Annotated in this window: 13 protein-coding genes; 8 read left to right on the forward strand and 5 right to left on the reverse strand. The window is 66.5% G+C overall.

What is annotated here, in order from left to right; genetic code table 11:
• The first annotated feature begins 208 nt into the window (after positions 1-208).
• Entirely contained in the window at positions 209-2293 is a 2085-nt protein-coding gene (locus A6745_RS11855; RefSeq protein WP_066127203.1) for an EAL domain-containing protein, read from the forward strand.
• An 86-nt stretch (positions 2294-2379) separates the two neighbouring features.
• On the opposite strand, the gene A6745_RS11860 is transcribed toward A6745_RS11855, so the two are convergent.
• Positions 2380-3645: an MFS transporter gene (locus tag A6745_RS11860; RefSeq protein WP_066127206.1), complete on the reverse strand. Its 1266-nt coding sequence runs from the start codon at positions 3643-3645 to the stop codon at positions 2380-2382.
• An 83-nt stretch (positions 3646-3728) separates the two neighbouring features.
• Between A6745_RS11860 and A6745_RS11865 the strand changes: the two genes are divergently transcribed.
• Positions 3729-4439: an ArsR/SmtB family transcription factor gene (locus tag A6745_RS11865; protein WP_066127211.1), complete on the forward strand. Its 711-nt coding sequence runs from the start codon at positions 3729-3731 to the stop codon at positions 4437-4439.
• A gap of 77 nt (positions 4440-4516) precedes the next feature.
• Here A6745_RS11865 and A6745_RS11870 read toward each other — a convergent pair whose 3' ends face one another.
• The 4 genes from A6745_RS11870 to A6745_RS11880 form a co-directional block, all read right to left on the reverse strand.
• Positions 4517-4780: a hypothetical protein gene (locus A6745_RS11870; protein WP_066127213.1), complete on the reverse strand. Its 264-nt coding sequence runs from the start codon at positions 4778-4780 to the stop codon at positions 4517-4519.
• 337 nt (positions 4781-5117) lie between these two features.
• Positions 5118-5570: a hypothetical protein gene (locus A6745_RS28670; RefSeq protein ID WP_156513363.1), complete on the reverse strand. Its 453-nt coding sequence runs from the start codon at positions 5568-5570 to the stop codon at positions 5118-5120.
• Between the two features lie 111 nt (positions 5571-5681).
• Complete coding sequence (locus A6745_RS28675; protein ID WP_156513364.1) at positions 5682-6068, reverse strand: hypothetical protein; 387 nt, start codon at positions 6066-6068, stop codon at positions 5682-5684.
• Positions 6069-6393: 325 nt separating this feature from the next.
• On the reverse strand, positions 6394-7725 hold the full coding sequence (locus tag A6745_RS11880; RefSeq protein WP_066124824.1) for an IS5 family transposase: 1332 nt from the start codon (positions 7723-7725) through the stop codon (positions 6394-6396).
• A 199-nt stretch (positions 7726-7924) separates the two neighbouring features.
• On the opposite strand from A6745_RS11880, the gene A6745_RS11885 reads away from it, so the two are divergent.
• From A6745_RS11885 to A6745_RS11910, 6 genes are all read left to right on the forward strand, one after another.
• Positions 7925-8584, forward strand: a complete 660-nt coding sequence (locus A6745_RS11885) for a response regulator (RefSeq protein ID WP_066127220.1) — start codon at positions 7925-7927, stop codon at positions 8582-8584.
• Positions 8581-9936 carry an ATP-binding protein gene (locus tag A6745_RS11890; RefSeq protein WP_066127223.1) on the forward strand — a complete coding sequence of 452 codons (1356 nt, stop codon included), beginning with the start codon at positions 8581-8583 and terminating at the stop codon, positions 9934-9936. Before A6745_RS11885 ends, A6745_RS11890 begins: the two co-directional genes overlap by 4 nt.
• A gap of 93 nt (positions 9937-10029) precedes the next feature.
• Positions 10030-11481, forward strand: coding sequence for a Do family serine endopeptidase (locus A6745_RS11895; protein ID WP_066127230.1), 1452 nt, complete (start codon positions 10030-10032; stop codon positions 11479-11481).
• Positions 11482-11656: 175 nt separating this feature from the next.
• Positions 11657-12331, forward strand: coding sequence for a response regulator (locus tag A6745_RS11900; RefSeq protein ID WP_066127233.1), 675 nt, complete (start codon positions 11657-11659; stop codon positions 12329-12331).
• Positions 12328-13671 carry a sensor histidine kinase gene (locus A6745_RS11905; protein WP_066127235.1) on the forward strand — a complete coding sequence of 448 codons (1344 nt, stop codon included), beginning with the start codon at positions 12328-12330 and terminating at the stop codon, positions 13669-13671. The genes A6745_RS11900 and A6745_RS11905 overlap by 4 nt, the downstream gene beginning before the upstream one ends.
• 151 nt (positions 13672-13822) lie before the next feature.
• The gene (locus A6745_RS11910; protein WP_066127238.1) at positions 13823-14509 is read left to right on the forward strand and encodes a CPBP family intramembrane glutamic endopeptidase; all 687 of its coding nucleotides are present in this window, start codon (positions 13823-13825) and stop codon (positions 14507-14509) included.
• The last annotated feature ends 63 nt before the right edge of the window (positions 14510-14572 follow it).

The following is a 14572-nucleotide window of genomic DNA, read 5'->3' on the forward strand; positions in this document are numbered from 1 at the left end:
GCCGTGTTCCATCCATGGAACGCCCCCTTCGCGGGCCGTCCATGACATGCCACGGCAGCTAACCGAGAGGACTGCCGCGGGTTTACAACGACCGGCCATTCCCTTAACGTCCCCCAACGAACGTGCACACCCGCAGACGGGCGCACCAGGGATACTCCCTTGTCCGAGTCACTGGCGCCCGTGCCCGCCGATGTTCCGGGATTGCCTCATGCCTAGACCACGCATCGTGCAACTGAACCGGGCCAGCCTCGGCCGGCTGGCCAGCGCCACGACGTTGCGCGTGATGCGCGAAGGCATGGTCTGGACCCTGCCCTGCCTGCTGGTCTCGGCGCTGATGCTGCTGCTGTCGTACGCGTCCCTGCGGCTGAATCTGCCCGAGGCCGCCCGCATGCTGGGCCAGGCCCACGAACAGCTCGACGCCACGATGCCGTTCCTGGTCGCGGCGGCCATCGGCTACATGCTGGCCCTGCGCTACCGCCTGCCCCAGTTGCCCTGCGCCTTCCTCTGCCTGGCCTACGTCGCGGTCGTGCACAGCCTGCTGGCGCCCTACCCCCAGGCCGCCGCCACCCTGACCATCTTCATCGCCATCGTCGCGCCCCTGGCCAACGTGCCGCTGATGGCCTGGCTGCACCGATGGCGCTGGACGCGGCTGGCGCCCGCCGACTTCGTCGACGACAACGTCCGCGACACGCTGAACATGGTGATCCCCGGCCTGATCAGCACCGCCCTGGTCATGGCCACGCTGTCCTTGCTGCCGCTGATGCCCGCCATCACCGACTTCAGCATGCCGCTGGAGCTGGCCTCCTCGGCGCATCCCTATCTGGGCGGTCCGCTGATCGCCGGCGTCAACGCCCTGCTGTGGTTCTTCGGCATCCATGGCTATCACGCGCTGCTGCCGCTGACGCAGGCGCTGGACGAGGCCGCGCGGTTGAACGCGGCGGGCGCGCTGCCTGGCCTCGCCATGGACTACGCCCTGAACAGCGCCCTGCTGGGCGCCTTCGTCTACATTGGCGGCGCGGGCGCCACGCTGTCGCTGGTCGCGGCGATCCTGGTGTGTTCGCGCAGCAATTCGCTGCGCGTGCTGGCGCTGGCGGCGATACCCGCCTCGCTTTTCAACGTGAACGAGATTCTGCTGTTCGGCCTGCCGGTCATCCTGAACCCCCGGCTGCTGGTGCCCTTCGTGCTGGCGCCGATGGTCAATGCGGCCATCGCGCTGGCGGCGGTGCAGTTCGGCTGGATCGCCATTCCCTCGGTGGGGCTGCCGATGACCTCGCCGGTCGTCTTCAACGCCTATCTGTCCACCGGCGGCGAATGGAGCGCGGTGGCGCTGCAGTTGGGCCTGCTGGCCCTGGGCGCGGCCATCTACGCCCCTTTCGTGCTGACGCAGGAGCGCCGCCGCCAGGAACCCGTCTCCATTCCGCTGCGCTCACTGGACACCACGTTCACGCGCCTCGAAGAAGAGTCGATGCTGTACGCGCGGGATCCCGTCATCAATGCGCGCCGCAAGGAAGAAGCCCAGCGGGAAGCGCTCTCGCGCATCCGACGCATCGACGACCACGAGTTCTATCTGGAATACCAGCCGCAGGTGTCCGTGGACACCGGACTGTGCACCGGCTGCGAGGCCCTGCTGCGCGCCAGGGGGCCGGGCCGGCGCGACGAGGAAGGCTCGCCCATCGAGTTGCTGCAATGGCTGGACGATGCCGACCTGATCTGCGACCTGGACCTGTGGGTGGCCACGCAGGCGGTGCGGCAGCATCATGCCTGGCAGGCGCAGGGATTCACGCTGCCCATCACCATCAACATCACCGGCGGCACGCTGGCGTCCCCCCGCCATTGCGACCGGTTCATCGCCATCCTCGAACAGGCCCACGGGCAGATCTCGGTGGAGTTGACCGAGAACGCGCTGGTCGACGACACCGACGCGCTGCGCCTGGCCTTCGAGCGCCTGCATGCCATCGGCGCCCAGATCTACCTGGACGACTTCGGCAGCGGCTATTCGGCGCTGGGCTATCTGCACAAGTTCGACATCGACGCGATCAAGATCGACCGCAGCTTCATCGTCGCGCTGGACACGCCACGCGGCGCGAAGGTGCTGGCCGGCCTCCTGCGGCTGTGCGAAGCGCTGAACCTGCGCATCATCGTCGAGGGCGTGGAGACGGTCGAGCAGTTGCGGGCGCTCACGTCCAGCGCCGGGATCGTCGTGCAGGGCTGGTACTACAGCAAGGCATTGCCGGCCGAGGACGTGGCGGCCTACGTACGGGAACGGGCCGAGGGCCGGTTCGAGGGCCACTGAGCGCGCGGCGCCTTTTTGCCGTCATCTGCAGCCATCTGCCGCCATTTTCCCCGTCTTCCGCCATCTGACGCCGCCTTCCGCCGTCTTTACGCCGCCACGGCCGCACGCAGCCGGCGCCGGCCCGCCAGCAGGCACGCAATGGACGCGACCTGCACGGCCGCCGCAACGCCGAACAACCCTCCCTCGGCGGCCGGTCCCTGCCATTCGCGCAACACACCGAACACCGCCGGCGCAAAGGCATAGCCGCCCTGCGCGATGGCCACCATCAACGGCACGGCGCGCATGGCATCCGCGCGCGCGAACTCGGCCTGCGCGATCGTGGGCGGCAGCGAGGTCGCGTTGCCGATGCCCAGGCCGAACAAGGCCACGCCCAGCCAGGTCAGGGCAGGCGCATCGCCCATGTCCGCCCCCATCCACAGCACCACCGAGCCCAGCACCTGCAAGGCATACGACGCGCAAGCCGCCAGGCGGCGGTCCGCGCCGGCCGGCACCAGCCAGCCCGCCAGGGTGCGGCCCAGGATGGCGCAGGCGGTCGCCAGGCCCATCGCCATGCCCGCCACGCGTTCGCCCATCGCGGGAGCCAGCAGGGAATACATGTGCGCGATCAAGCCGATCTGCGCGAACAGCCCCAGGGCCATGGCGCCGGCCAGCGTGACGAAGCGGCGGTCGGCGCGCCAGGACAGCACGGGCGGCAACGCGCGGACATCGGCCTGGGCCGAAGCGGTGGCTTCCGAGGGCGGCAGCCCATCGGGCCACTGGCCCAGTTGCTGCGGCGTGCGAGAGAATACGCCGCCGCACAGCAGGGCCAGGCAGGCCACCATCGCCACGCCCACCAAGCCCGCCGCCCCGCCGAATCCCACGGCGCCGATCAGCAGCACCCACAAGGGCGAGAAGATCACGCCGCCCACGCTGGCGCCGTTGTAGGCCATGGCCAAAGCCCATGGCCGGCGCGCGGCGAACCACGGTGCGATCAGCGCATTGACCGCCGCCGCGCCCAGGCCCACCCAACCCGCGCCGCTGACGGCCGCCGCCAGGAAAAGCTGCCACGGCGCCTGGGCCCACGCCCAGCCGCAGGTGCCCAGGGCCGACAGCACCGCGCCCGCGAAGGTGATCCGCGGCGTGCCCCAGGCCCGATACAGGCGCGGCAGGTTGGCCACCACCAACGCCCCCACCACGAAATGCGCCGTCACCGCCGCCGATACCAACGCCACCGGCCACTGCGTGCGTTCGACGACCGCGTGCAGGAAAACAGGCGGGCCATAGAACCCCACGCCCCAGCCGAAGATGGCCAGCACGAAAGTGGCGGCCAGCACACGATGGCCAAAAAATCCGGATTGCACTGCCGCGTTCATGAGTCGGACGTCCTTGTATTGAGCATTGCGGATGGCGGCAGTATGCTCGTCTGCATCGCACACACTTCGATATGGATCAAACCATGGATGCAACCTCCGGTTCCGCCTCGGCGGATACCAGCCTGTCGGCCGTGGCCGCCGCCATAGGCGACCCGGCCCGGGCGCGCATGCTGTGCAGCCTGCTGGATGGCTGCGCCCGCACCGCCACCGAACTGGCGGCGCTGGCCGGGATCAGCGCCTCCACCGCCAGCAGCCATTTCACGCGGCTGCGCGACCAGGGGCTGGTCGAGATCGCCATCCAGGGCAAGCACCGCTACTACCGCCTGGCCACGCCGCAGGTGGCGGCCGCGCTGGAGGCCCTGCTGGTGGTGGCGGGCGTGCCACGCACGCCTTTCATGCCGTCGACGCCACCGCATCTGCACCACGCCCGCACCTGCTACGACCACATGGCGGGCACGCTGGCCGTGCGCATGCACGATGCGATGCTGGCGCAGGGATGGCTGCGGGTGTCGGGTGAAGAATACGCGCTTACGCCCGAAGGCGGGGCGGCGCTGGAGAAACTGGGATTGCGGCCACAGGCGTTGCAGAGGCAGCGGCGGCGGTTTGCCTATCCCTGCCTGGATTGGAGTTCGCGCAAGCCGCACCTGGCGGGGGGATTGGGAGCTGCGTTGCTGGAGCATTTCAGCGAACGCGGGTGGGTGAGCCGGGACCTGGACTCGCGGGCGCTGCGGTTCAGCGCCAGGGGAGAAAAGCAATTCGCCGCGGCATTCGGGTTGACTGCCCAGGCGGATTGATGCGGCGGCGGTGACGCATCGATGTCAGCGCGCCAGGCGAGCCCTTGGAAACGCAGCCCGCCCGCCAATCAGCACGGTCAGTCCTTCAAGGCTTTTTCCAGCAGGCCGCTGACCAGGTCGTTGATGGCCACGCCATCGGCCTGCGCCTTGGCGCGCAGCGCATCGACCTGGGCCTGGGGCAGCTTGACCGCGAATGGCACCAGGCCGGCGGCCTGGTCGAGCTTGCGCTGCTCGCGCCGGTCGGGCACGGCGTCGCCGGCGAAGCGGCTGGGCGGCAGCGTGGACTTGAGTTGGCCCATGATCTTCAGGCCCTTGTTCTTTTCGAGGTCGGTTTTTTTCAAAGCATGCCATCCAGAAAGCGCCGCCTAGCGGCATGAGTCGTGTCGGGATTTTAGTCCCTGGAACCACCATTCAGCGCATTCGCTATCACCGCTCTCAGCGACAGCGGAATCGTATTCGCAGCGCGAATCCAGCTCACCGGAATCATTGAACGCCTCAGGAACGACTAAGATGAAGCCCTTCCGCCCTCCTTCAACAGTGACTGAAGATACTAGCCGCCCCAATGATGGCCAGGCTCTCGAATCAGCCGAATGGCTGGACCGCACGATCCCAGCAGAAAGGCGAGACGCGGAGCCGGCCACATCCAGCGGTCCCGCTCCTCCTGGCGCGCCGACGACATCAAACGGAACCCCAGGAACGCTCGACGTCGATGATCAAAGCATTCAGATCACGAGTCGCGGGAGTATCCACATAGACAGTGGCCATTTCAAACGGATCGATCACCTCCCCCGTGGCTACGCTGAAGCCGCCAACCACATAGCGCGCGAAATATCTGGAACCGTAGGTCGCGTTGACGAACCAATAACCGGAGAACTTCTGAACGAAATATTCTCCGATGAAATAGGCAGTGCGTGCCAGCAACCAACTGCGGTCTGAGTCGGATTCCACGGAGAGGTTCCTGGTGGCCTGATCCACCAATGGAAGCAACCGCGGCGCGTGTGTCAAAACTGCGTGCGAAGGCGAAATACCCAGCAATCCGACAAACTCTACAAGACTGGGAAGTAGGGATTGATAGAAAGCATCGAATCCTTCTTCTCTGTTTTTCAGAAGCCCTGAATCCTCGTTGGTCATTATGAATTCCATGGCCGATTGGGTAGCCACCAGTTGCGCGAATCATCTTTACCTATGCTAATCAACCGAACCATACCGTTGAGCGCGGCGCAGGAGTTCTGAAGAGCGCATTCACTCGGAACAGTCAGAGAATCCCTCAACAACCAAAGCCCGAACTAGTTCTGTCGAACAGTCTATATAACCCCGGGAATTCTTTTCTTTATCAACAAACACATCTCGGAAGAAGCCTGGCAGAGACGCTTGCCATGCTTCAAATGAAAGTTCCGTATTCGCACGCACAGTTAACTCGCTTTGCAGCGTAGGATCCCCCTCGGGCATACCCAACAGGGCCAATTCAAGACCGCAGCCTTCAGCGATGAATGCAGGGAACTCCTCATATTTTCCGCATTGATCAAAAAGCAGCTCTAGACCCAACGTGCCACTCAATCTTGCAGCCAGCCACGCAAGCACATGCGGAGATTTGAAATAAACATTTGCCAAAAAGTACTTCACAGCCATTTCTTATCTCTCCGCACGCTCGGCACCATCACGTACCGAATCGGGTTGTCTGGATCGGGTAGGCGGCCATGGCGCTGCATGTATCGATGCGGCAAATCCTGTTTTCATGTCAAATTTTTATGAGGCGGGAGGCAGCACTATATACAAGCCACGACCGCGTGCGCCATGAAAGATTGGCATTATGCTCATCGGGCGCTCCTCGCACATGGCGTGCATCCTCGTGCCTCGTCCACCCGGCTCGCCTGACAGGAAGCGCGCAATGCTGAAGAAATAGTCGGCCCTGAACAATCAGGTTCTGGGTCGACCAAGCAATGTGACGCCCTGGTTATCTCGGCACAGTCACTGTCATCGCGGTAAAGCAGTCCATCCATAGTGCCAGGAGCAGGGCGTAAAAAAGCCGCAGCCGGCGCAGCAGCAGGCGGATGTTGTGGCCCGCGCCACACAGCACGGCATGCATCGCATCGCCCAGCGCGCCCTTGAGCCAGTTCCGCCCCAGCTTGCCGTCAGCCTTCATGTGTCCGATGGTCGGCTCGATGGCGCTGCGGCGCTTGATCATCGCTTTCAGGCCGCGAGTCAGGCCGCGCCGCTGGCCTGAGCGTAGGATCTGCACACCCGGCACTTCGACCCCGCGGTAACCGCGATCCACGACCGCCGTGGTGATCGGGCTTTCGGCAATGATCCCCGCCTGCTCCAGCGCCTCGGCCAGCGTGTGCCCGTCGTACGGATTGCCCGGCATCGAGCGCGCGCCCACCACGAACCCTTCCTTGAGCGTCGTGGAGATCGACACCTTCACCCCAAACTCGTAGGGCGTCCTGGCCTTGCCCTTGCTGATGCATTCGACCTCGGGCGCATGCAGCGCGTACAACTTGTTCTTGTCCTTCGGGCGCTGATCCAGGATACGTTTGGTCCGTACCATCAAGTCTTGCAGCGAGGCGCGCGCCGTCACCTGCACCCGATCCATCTGCCGGTCGATGTCACGCCAGACCCGCCCCACGCGCGAGCGCAATGTACGCAGCGACTTGTTCATCCGCTTGAACTGCCGGGCGTGCGCATACCGACCTATCTGCACGGCCAGCCTCGGCGCCTCGCGGTTGTAGTTCTGCCGCAGCTTCAATCCGTGTTCGGTCGCCGCCTTGACCAGGTGCGCGCGACTGCGCTCGAGCAATCGCGAATCGGTCGGATGCGAGATCGCCTTGGGAGCCACCGTCGTATCCACGATCACCGTCTTGAAGCTGGCCGCGCGCAGCAGTCCGCCGCCTTTGGCTGCCGCCACGGTCGCAGCCAGCAACTCCTCCACTCCCGCCTCGCCCAGACGAGTGCGCCAGCGCGTCAAACTCGACGCGTCGATCGGCGGCTCGGTCTGCAAATAGGTCTCGCCGGTGAATACCTGCCAGTACGGGTTCTCCACCCAGCCCCACACCACGGCCTCGTCCGACAGATCGAACGCGTGTTGCAGGTACAGCAGCCCGGCGATCAACCTCGGCGACGTGGCGGGGCGGCCTCGGCCCGAGGTGAAACCCGATGCGCACACGGCCTCTATGCGCTGCCAGTCCATCAGATCGGCCAATTGCACGATCGGATGCTTCAGGTTGATCTGTTCGCGCAATGGATGGCGGAACAGATCGCCGCTCCGGGCTGCTGGCGTCTTCGGGCCCATCTAAACCTCGGATAAATTTGCAGGAAAACGGGCTTCTATTATCTCCAATCCTGCAATTCCTCACCACCTATCCTGCTTGGAAAGCCCTATGAAATAAGGCTCCGCAGGATTGTTCAGGGCCGACGAAATAGGCTTCCCACGATCAAAACCCACAAAATCGCCTATCCTAGAACGTCCGTGCGTTCCTGACTCCCCACCCATGCGCATCCTCCTGGTCGAAGACGACGCCATGATCGGCGAAAGCGTGCTGGACTGCCTGCGCGCGGATGGCTACGCGGTCGACTGGGAACGCGATGGCCGGGCCGCCTCCACGGCTTTGCGCGCCACCGTGTACGACCTGGTCCTGCTGGACCTGGGCCTGCCGCTGCAAGACGGTCTGTCCGTGCTGCGCGAACTGCGCGCCCGCCGCGACCGCACCCCCGTGCTGGTCGCCACCGCCCGCGACGCCGTCAGCGACCGCATCGCCGGGCTGGATGCCGGCGCCGACGACTATGTGGTCAAGCCCTACGATCCCGACGAACTGCTGGCGCGCGTGCGCGCCCTGCTGCGCCGCAGCCAGGGCCGCGCCGAACCCCTGTTCGAGCATCGCGGCGTCACGGTCGACCCGCAGACGCGCGAGGCCTCGATCAATGGCGAACCCGTGGCGCTCACCGCGCGGGAATGGGCGGTGCTGCAGCCGCTGATCGCTCGGCCCGGCGTCATCTACTCGCGCGCGCAACTGGAAGAAAAGCTCTACAGCTGGCGGGACGAGATCGCCAGCAACGCGGTCGAGGTCTACGTGCACGGCCTGCGCAAGAAGCTGGGCCATGACTTCATCCAGACCGTGCGCGGCGTGGGCTACGTGATTCCCAAGCAATGAAGATACCGTTGGGCCATTCGCTGCGCGCGCGGCTACTGCTCTTCCTGCTCGCATCCATCTTCGCGGCGGCTTTGGTGCAGGCCGTCGTGGCCTACCGCGGCACGCTGGCGCAGACGGATGCCATCTTCGATTCGCAGCTTCGCAATACGGCGCTGTCACTCAGCGCGGGTGGCGGACGCCTGGGCGCGCCGCCCATGCCCGTGCCCGGCGAACCCGTGGCCCGCCCCGAAGACCTGATCATCCAGATCTGGACGGCCAGCGGCACGCAGCTCTACAAATCCGCCTCGGGCCGCCTGCTGCCCGATCCCGTGCTGCTGGGCTTCTCCGACGTGAAATCGGGCGATACCTCGTATCGCGTGTACGCGATGGCCACGCCGTTCCAGGTCACCCAGGTGGCGCAGGACGTGCGCGTGCGCAGCGCCACGGCGCGCGCGCTGGCGTTGCGCTCGGTCGGCCCCATCGTGGCCGCCGCGCCGCTGCTGATGCTGGTGGTGTGGTGGGTGGTCAGCATGTCGCTGCGGCCGGTGGCGCGCACGCGGGCGCAATTGGCCGCGCGCCAGCCTGATGATCTGTCGCCCGTCTCCGATGCCGGATTGCCGGACGAGATCCGGCCCTTGGTGCAGGAACTGAACCTGCTGCTGGCGCGCGTGCGCCAGGCCTTCACGCTGCAGCAGCAGTTCGTCGGCGACGCCGCGCATGAGCTGCGCACGCCGCTGGCCGCGCTGGCCCTGCAATTGCAGGGCTTGCGGCGCGCGGGCGATGATCCGGCCGCGCGCGAACTGGCCATCGGCCGCCTGTCCGAAGGCGTCACGCGCGCCACCCGCCTGATCGAACAACTGTTGTCGATGGCCCGCTACGACGCGGGCAGCCCGCCGCCCACGCTGGCGCCCACCGACCTGGTGCAGGCAGTGCGCGAAGCGGTCGCGCAAGTGCTGCCCGCGGCCAATGCGCGGCGCATCGAGATGATGCTGGACGGTCCGGACCAGGCCATGGTGGCCGGCCAGTCGGAGGCCCTGGTGCTGCTGGCGCGCAATCTGCTGGACAACGCCGTGAAGTATTCGCCGGAGGGCGGCCAGGTCCGAATAGGCATCGAGCCCGCGCCGGGCGGCATGATCGTGCTGGTCGTCGACGATACCGGCCCCGGCATCCGGCCCAGCGAACGCGAGCGGGTGTTCGACCGCTTCTACCGCACCGATCCCGGCATGGCCCAGGGCAGTGGCCTGGGGCTATCGCTGGTACGCACGCTGGCGCGGCGCCACGGCGCGGAGGTCGAGCTGTCGGATGCGCCGGGCGGAGGGTTGCGCGCGGCTGTCGCCTTCCACGTCCCCGACGCCGTCACCGCGACGTCCTGAATTATTTTCGTCCTTGGGTGCCGCCTTAAGATTCGCCTAAGACAGCCCCGGCACCATGGCGCCATGTTCAAAAACATGCTCCAAGGAGCCGACATGAGCGCGACGCAAATCACCCCCAGCCGTCTGGTCATCGCCCTGCTGGCCGCAGGCGCCATCGGTGGCGCAGGCACCACCGCCCTGCTGGCCACCACGCCCGCGCATGCCCAGGCGCAAGCGCAGGCCCCGGTCAACACCGTGGCGCCGCCGAACTTCGCGCAGATCACGCGCCAGTACGGTCCCGCCGTGGTCAACATCAGCATCACCGGCAGCACCAAGGTGTCGGACCAGGATGATCCCTTCGCGCAGTTCTTCGGCCAGTTCCCGGGCTTCCCCGGCGGGGGCCGGATGATGCCGCGCGGCGGCCAGCGCGAAGTGCCGATCCGCGGCGAAGGCTCGGGCTTCATCATCAGCGCGGACGGCACGATCCTGACCAATGCGCACGTCGTGAAGGACGCCAAGGAAGTGACGGTCAAGCTGACCGACCGCCGCGAGTTCCGCGCCAAGGTACTGGGCTCCGATCCGCAGACGGACGTGGCCGTGCTGAAGATCGACGCGTCGAACCTGCCCGTCGTGAAGATCGGCAACGTCAACGACCTGGAAGTGGGCGAATGGGTGCTGGCCATCGGCTCGCCGTTCGGCCTGGAAAACACCGCCACCGCCGGCATCGTCAGCGCCAAGGGACGCTCGCTGCCCGACGACACGTCGGTGCCGTTCATCCAGACCGACGTGGCGGTCAACCCCGGCAATTCGGGCGGCCCGCTGTTCAACTCGCGTGGCGAAGTGGTCGGCATCAACTCGCAGATCTACAGCCGCACCGGCGGCTACCAAGGCCTGTCGTTCTCGATTCCGATCGACGTGGCCTACAAGATCAAGGACCAGATCCTGGCGCACGGCAAGGCGCAGCACGCCATGCTGGGCGTGACCGTGCAGGAGGTGAACCAGGCGCTGGCCGACTCGTTCAAGCTGAAGTCGCCCTCTGGCGCGCTGGTGTCCAACGTACAGCCCGGCAGCGCCGCCGAAAAGGCGGGCCTGAAGCCGGGCGACGTGGTGCGCAAGGTGGATGGCCGCGAGATCGTGTCGTCGGGCGACCTGTCGTCCTTGATCAGCCTGTCCTCGCCTGGCCAGAAGATCAGCCTGGAAATCTGGCGCGATGGCGCCGTCAAGGAACTCACCGCCACGCTGGGCCACATGAGCAAGCAGCAGGCCTCAGCGGGTGATGAGAGCGACGGCCAGTCCGGCCAGGGCCGCCTGGGCCTGGCGCTGCGTCCGCTGACGCCGCAGGAACAGCAGGCGGTCGGTGCCCCGGGCGTGCTGGTGCAGCAGGCCGGCGGTCCCGCCGCCCGCGCGGGCATCCAGCCGGGCGACGTGATCCTGTCGGTCAATGGCGTGCCGGCCAGCAGCGCCGAGCAGGTCCGCTCCGAGGTGTCCCACGCCAAGGGCACCGTGGCGCTGCTGGTGCAGCGCGGCAGCGACAAGATCTTCGTGCCGGTGCGTATCGGCGGGTAAAGGTTCGATTGGTCGATGGGCTGGTGTTCACCAGCCTTTTTGAAGGGCGTGCGTCGAAGGACGTACGCCCTTTTTTTACCTTACGATGTCGGCTCTGCTACCCGGAAAGGCTGTCATGCCCGACGCTGGAGATGGCCCGCCAGGGCCGTGTCCTTCCGGGCTCCTGGAGGAAACCATGCGGATCCTGCTGATTGAAGACGAGGCGGAATTCGCCAAGCCATTGCGCAGCGCCCTGGAACGCGACCGCTTCGTGGTCGACTGGGTGCCGGACATCGCGCAGGCCAGCGTAGCGTTGCGCACAGGCACGCACCAAATCGTCCTGCTCGATCGCACGTTGCCCGATGGCGATGGGCTGGCCCTGATCCGGCCGCTGCGCAAGCACACGCCGGGCGTGCCGATCATCGTATTGAGCGCCCGCGGCGAGTTGGCCGACCGCGTCGCCGGACTGGACGATGGCGCCGACGATTACCTGGTCAAGCCTTTCGAACTCGAAGAACTGCTCGCTCGCATGCGCGCGGTGCGGCGGCGCCCGAACGAGCTGGCGCCGGACGAGGTGACTGTCGGTGGACTCGTGTTCGACCTGGCCTACGGCGAAGCATGGGTCGGCGGCAAGCAGTTGGAACTGCAAAGGCGGGAAGCGAGCGTGCTGACCGCGCTGGTGCGCCGCCGCGGCCGTACCGTCCTGCGCGAGATGCTGGAAGAAGCCGTGTACGGCTTCGACGACTCGATCCAGTCGAACACGCTCGACTCCCATGTCTCGCGCCTGCGCCGGAAATTGGGCGATGCAGGCGCCGGCGTCGAGATCCACACCGTCAGAGGGGTGGGATACCTGCTGAGAGACGCGGCTTGACGCGCCGCGCTCCCAGGAATGAGCGCCGCCAGCCTTCGTTGAAGGCACGCCTCATCGCCAGGCAGCTCATTCTGCAGTTTCTGGCGATCGCGGCGGCCGCCATCGGCTTCGTCCTGTTCTTCGTCAACTCGGCGCTGGACGGCATGTACGCCGACGAGTCGGTCGTGAGAATCGCCGCCGACGCGATCGTCCGCGATGCGGCCGGCAATGCCGCCGTGAACATGACGCCCGCCTTGGCACAACTGCGGGAAGACGCGCCGAATCTCTGGTTCGCGGCCCGGCTCGGCGACGGCCTCGTGGTCTCCTTCGGCCAGGTGCCGCCGGCGCTCGCGGCGCTCGTGCCCCATCTCGACCAGCTTTCCTCCGCGGACCTGCGCGGGCAGGCAGCGCCCTATACGCTTTCCGCCGTGGTGCGGCAGACCTCCGGTCCGGCGGGCGACATGAACATCATCGCGCATGGCCGCGTCCAGCCCTTCTCGGCGCTGATCACCATGGCGTCGAACGTCGTGGCAGTCGCCATTTTTCTCGCCTTGGCGCTCGTCTCCGTGCTCGCGACGCCATGGATCGTCAGGCGCGCATTGGCCGGCATCGTGAAGACCGCGGACGAAACGGAGCGGATCGACGCACAGCGCCGCGGCATCCGGCTGTCCGAGGACAATGTGCCGCGCGAGATCGGTCCGATGGTTCGCGCCTTCAACGCGGCGCTCGGCCGCCTCGATGAGGGCTATGAGCGGCAGAACCGCTTCATCGCTTCGGCAGCCCATGAACTGCGCACTCCGATCGCCGTCCTGCGGATGAAGATCGAGGCCGCGGACGACGAAGGCATGCGGAGCCTGCTGCCCGACGTTTCGCGCCTGGCGAATCTGGCCGAGCAACTGCTCGACCTGCATCGGCTGGACAACGGGGCGCCGACCGAACGGATCGATCTGGCGATGCTTGCACGCACGGTCGCCGCCGACCTGGCGCCCGTGCTGATCGCGGCGGACAAGGCCATCGAGGTCCGCGTCGAACGGCCCGCAGAGATCGTGGGCAACGCCGGATCGATGGCGCGCGTGCTGACCAATCTCATACAGAACGCCGTGGAGCATGGCGGCGATCGGGTGATCGTGCGCATACGCGGCGCCTGCCTGGAAGTCGAGGACAACGGGTGCGGCATTCCTGAAGAAGAGCACGAGCGGGTATTCGAACCCTTCCATCGGCTGCGGCCGCGCGATTCCGGCACGGGGCTCGGCCTGAGCCTGGTCAAGCAGGTCATGGATCACCACCACGGCCGCGTCACCCTCTCGACAGCGCCCGGCGGTGGCGCGCTCCTGCGACTGGAGTTTCCTTCGGCCCATTGAGCCCGCCGCAGCCAAGGTTGGCGCAATGTTGTCCAGCGATGCTATCGGGACCGGGCGACGCCGGCGGCCGTCGCCGCGCCTGCCTTGTCCAACGGGGAGATCCGCGGCAAGCCGCTGCCGGCACATGCCCTCTGGTCATTCGTGAGGTGTCATGATCGACGTGGATCGATGGAAAGGGCCCGGCTGGCCCGAAATGCTGGCCGGATTGGCGGCCTATGGCGTGCTTCTGCTCCTCTTCGGCTTGCTGATGGGATGGCTGCCCGCCAACGACCCCGTGCTTCTGGGCGTGGTCGGCTCGACGGCGGGAGGCGTCGTCGGCGTGGGCGCCTTCGCCGCCGCGTGCGGCTTGCGGATACGGTCGCTGCACCCGTTCGGATTCGTCAGGGCACCGCGCCGCTGGCTAATCGTCGCGACCGGCATGGGCATCGCCGGCTACGGGCTGAATCTGGCCATCCAGTTCGCCTACATGGCAGGGTTCGGCGCCGATGACCCGCAGAGCATATTGCACGCAGCGGCGCGGGGCGGCGCGCTCCCGTTCATGGCCTCGTTCCTGGGCGGCGCCATCCTGACGCCCTTCGGGGAAGAAATCCTGTTCCGGGGCGTCGTGGCGAATGCGCTCAACCGCCATGGCGCCTTCGCGGGCGTCGTCGTCAGTTCACTCATCTTCGGACTCGCGCACGGCGTCAGCGTGATATTGCCTGTCGCGATCATGGTCGGCCTGCTGTCCGCGCTGCTTTTTCGCGCCACGAGATCGATCTGGCCCTGCGTGGTCCTGCACGGGGTCTACAACGGCGCCAACAGCGTCGCGTCGGCGTTGGGCTTCTCGCCGATGCAATAGGCCCTGGAGGTTGCCGGCGTTTTCCGAATCCAGACAATGTTGCGACAACGCTGCGCTGATTAA

Source organism: Bordetella ansorpii (assembly GCF_900078705.1).
Taxonomy (GTDB): domain Bacteria; phylum Pseudomonadota; class Gammaproteobacteria; order Burkholderiales; family Burkholderiaceae_B; genus Bordetella; species Bordetella ansorpii_A.

What these genes read in the sequence shown, in the direction of transcription:
- A6745_RS11855 (WP_066127203.1), top strand. Translation starts at nt 209, where the DNA reads ATGCCTAGACCACGCATCGTGCAACTGAACCGGGCCAGCCTCGGCCGG.
- A6745_RS28670 (WP_156513363.1), bottom strand. Translation starts at nt 5,570, where the DNA reads ATGACCAACGAGGATTCAGGGCTTCTGAAAAACAGAGAAGAAGGATTC.
- A6745_RS11860 (WP_066127206.1), bottom strand. Translation starts at nt 3,645, where the DNA reads ATGAACGCGGCAGTGCAATCCGGATTTTTTGGCCATCGTGTGCTGGCC.
- A6745_RS11865 (WP_066127211.1), top strand. Translation starts at nt 3,729, where the DNA reads ATGGATGCAACCTCCGGTTCCGCCTCGGCGGATACCAGCCTGTCGGCC.
- A6745_RS11895 (WP_066127230.1), top strand. Translation starts at nt 10,030, where the DNA reads ATGAGCGCGACGCAAATCACCCCCAGCCGTCTGGTCATCGCCCTGCTG.
- A6745_RS11890 (WP_066127223.1), top strand. Translation starts at nt 8,581, where the DNA reads ATGAAGATACCGTTGGGCCATTCGCTGCGCGCGCGGCTACTGCTCTTC.
- A6745_RS28675 (WP_156513364.1), bottom strand. Translation starts at nt 6,068, where the DNA reads ATGGCTGTGAAGTACTTTTTGGCAAATGTTTATTTCAAATCTCCGCAT.
- A6745_RS11880 (WP_066124824.1), bottom strand. Translation starts at nt 7,725, where the DNA reads ATGGGCCCGAAGACGCCAGCAGCCCGGAGCGGCGATCTGTTCCGCCAT.
- A6745_RS11900 (WP_066127233.1), top strand. Translation starts at nt 11,657, where the DNA reads ATGCGGATCCTGCTGATTGAAGACGAGGCGGAATTCGCCAAGCCATTG.
- A6745_RS11885 (WP_066127220.1), top strand. Translation starts at nt 7,925, where the DNA reads ATGCGCATCCTCCTGGTCGAAGACGACGCCATGATCGGCGAAAGCGTG.
- A6745_RS11910 (WP_066127238.1), top strand. Translation starts at nt 13,823, where the DNA reads ATGATCGACGTGGATCGATGGAAAGGGCCCGGCTGGCCCGAAATGCTG.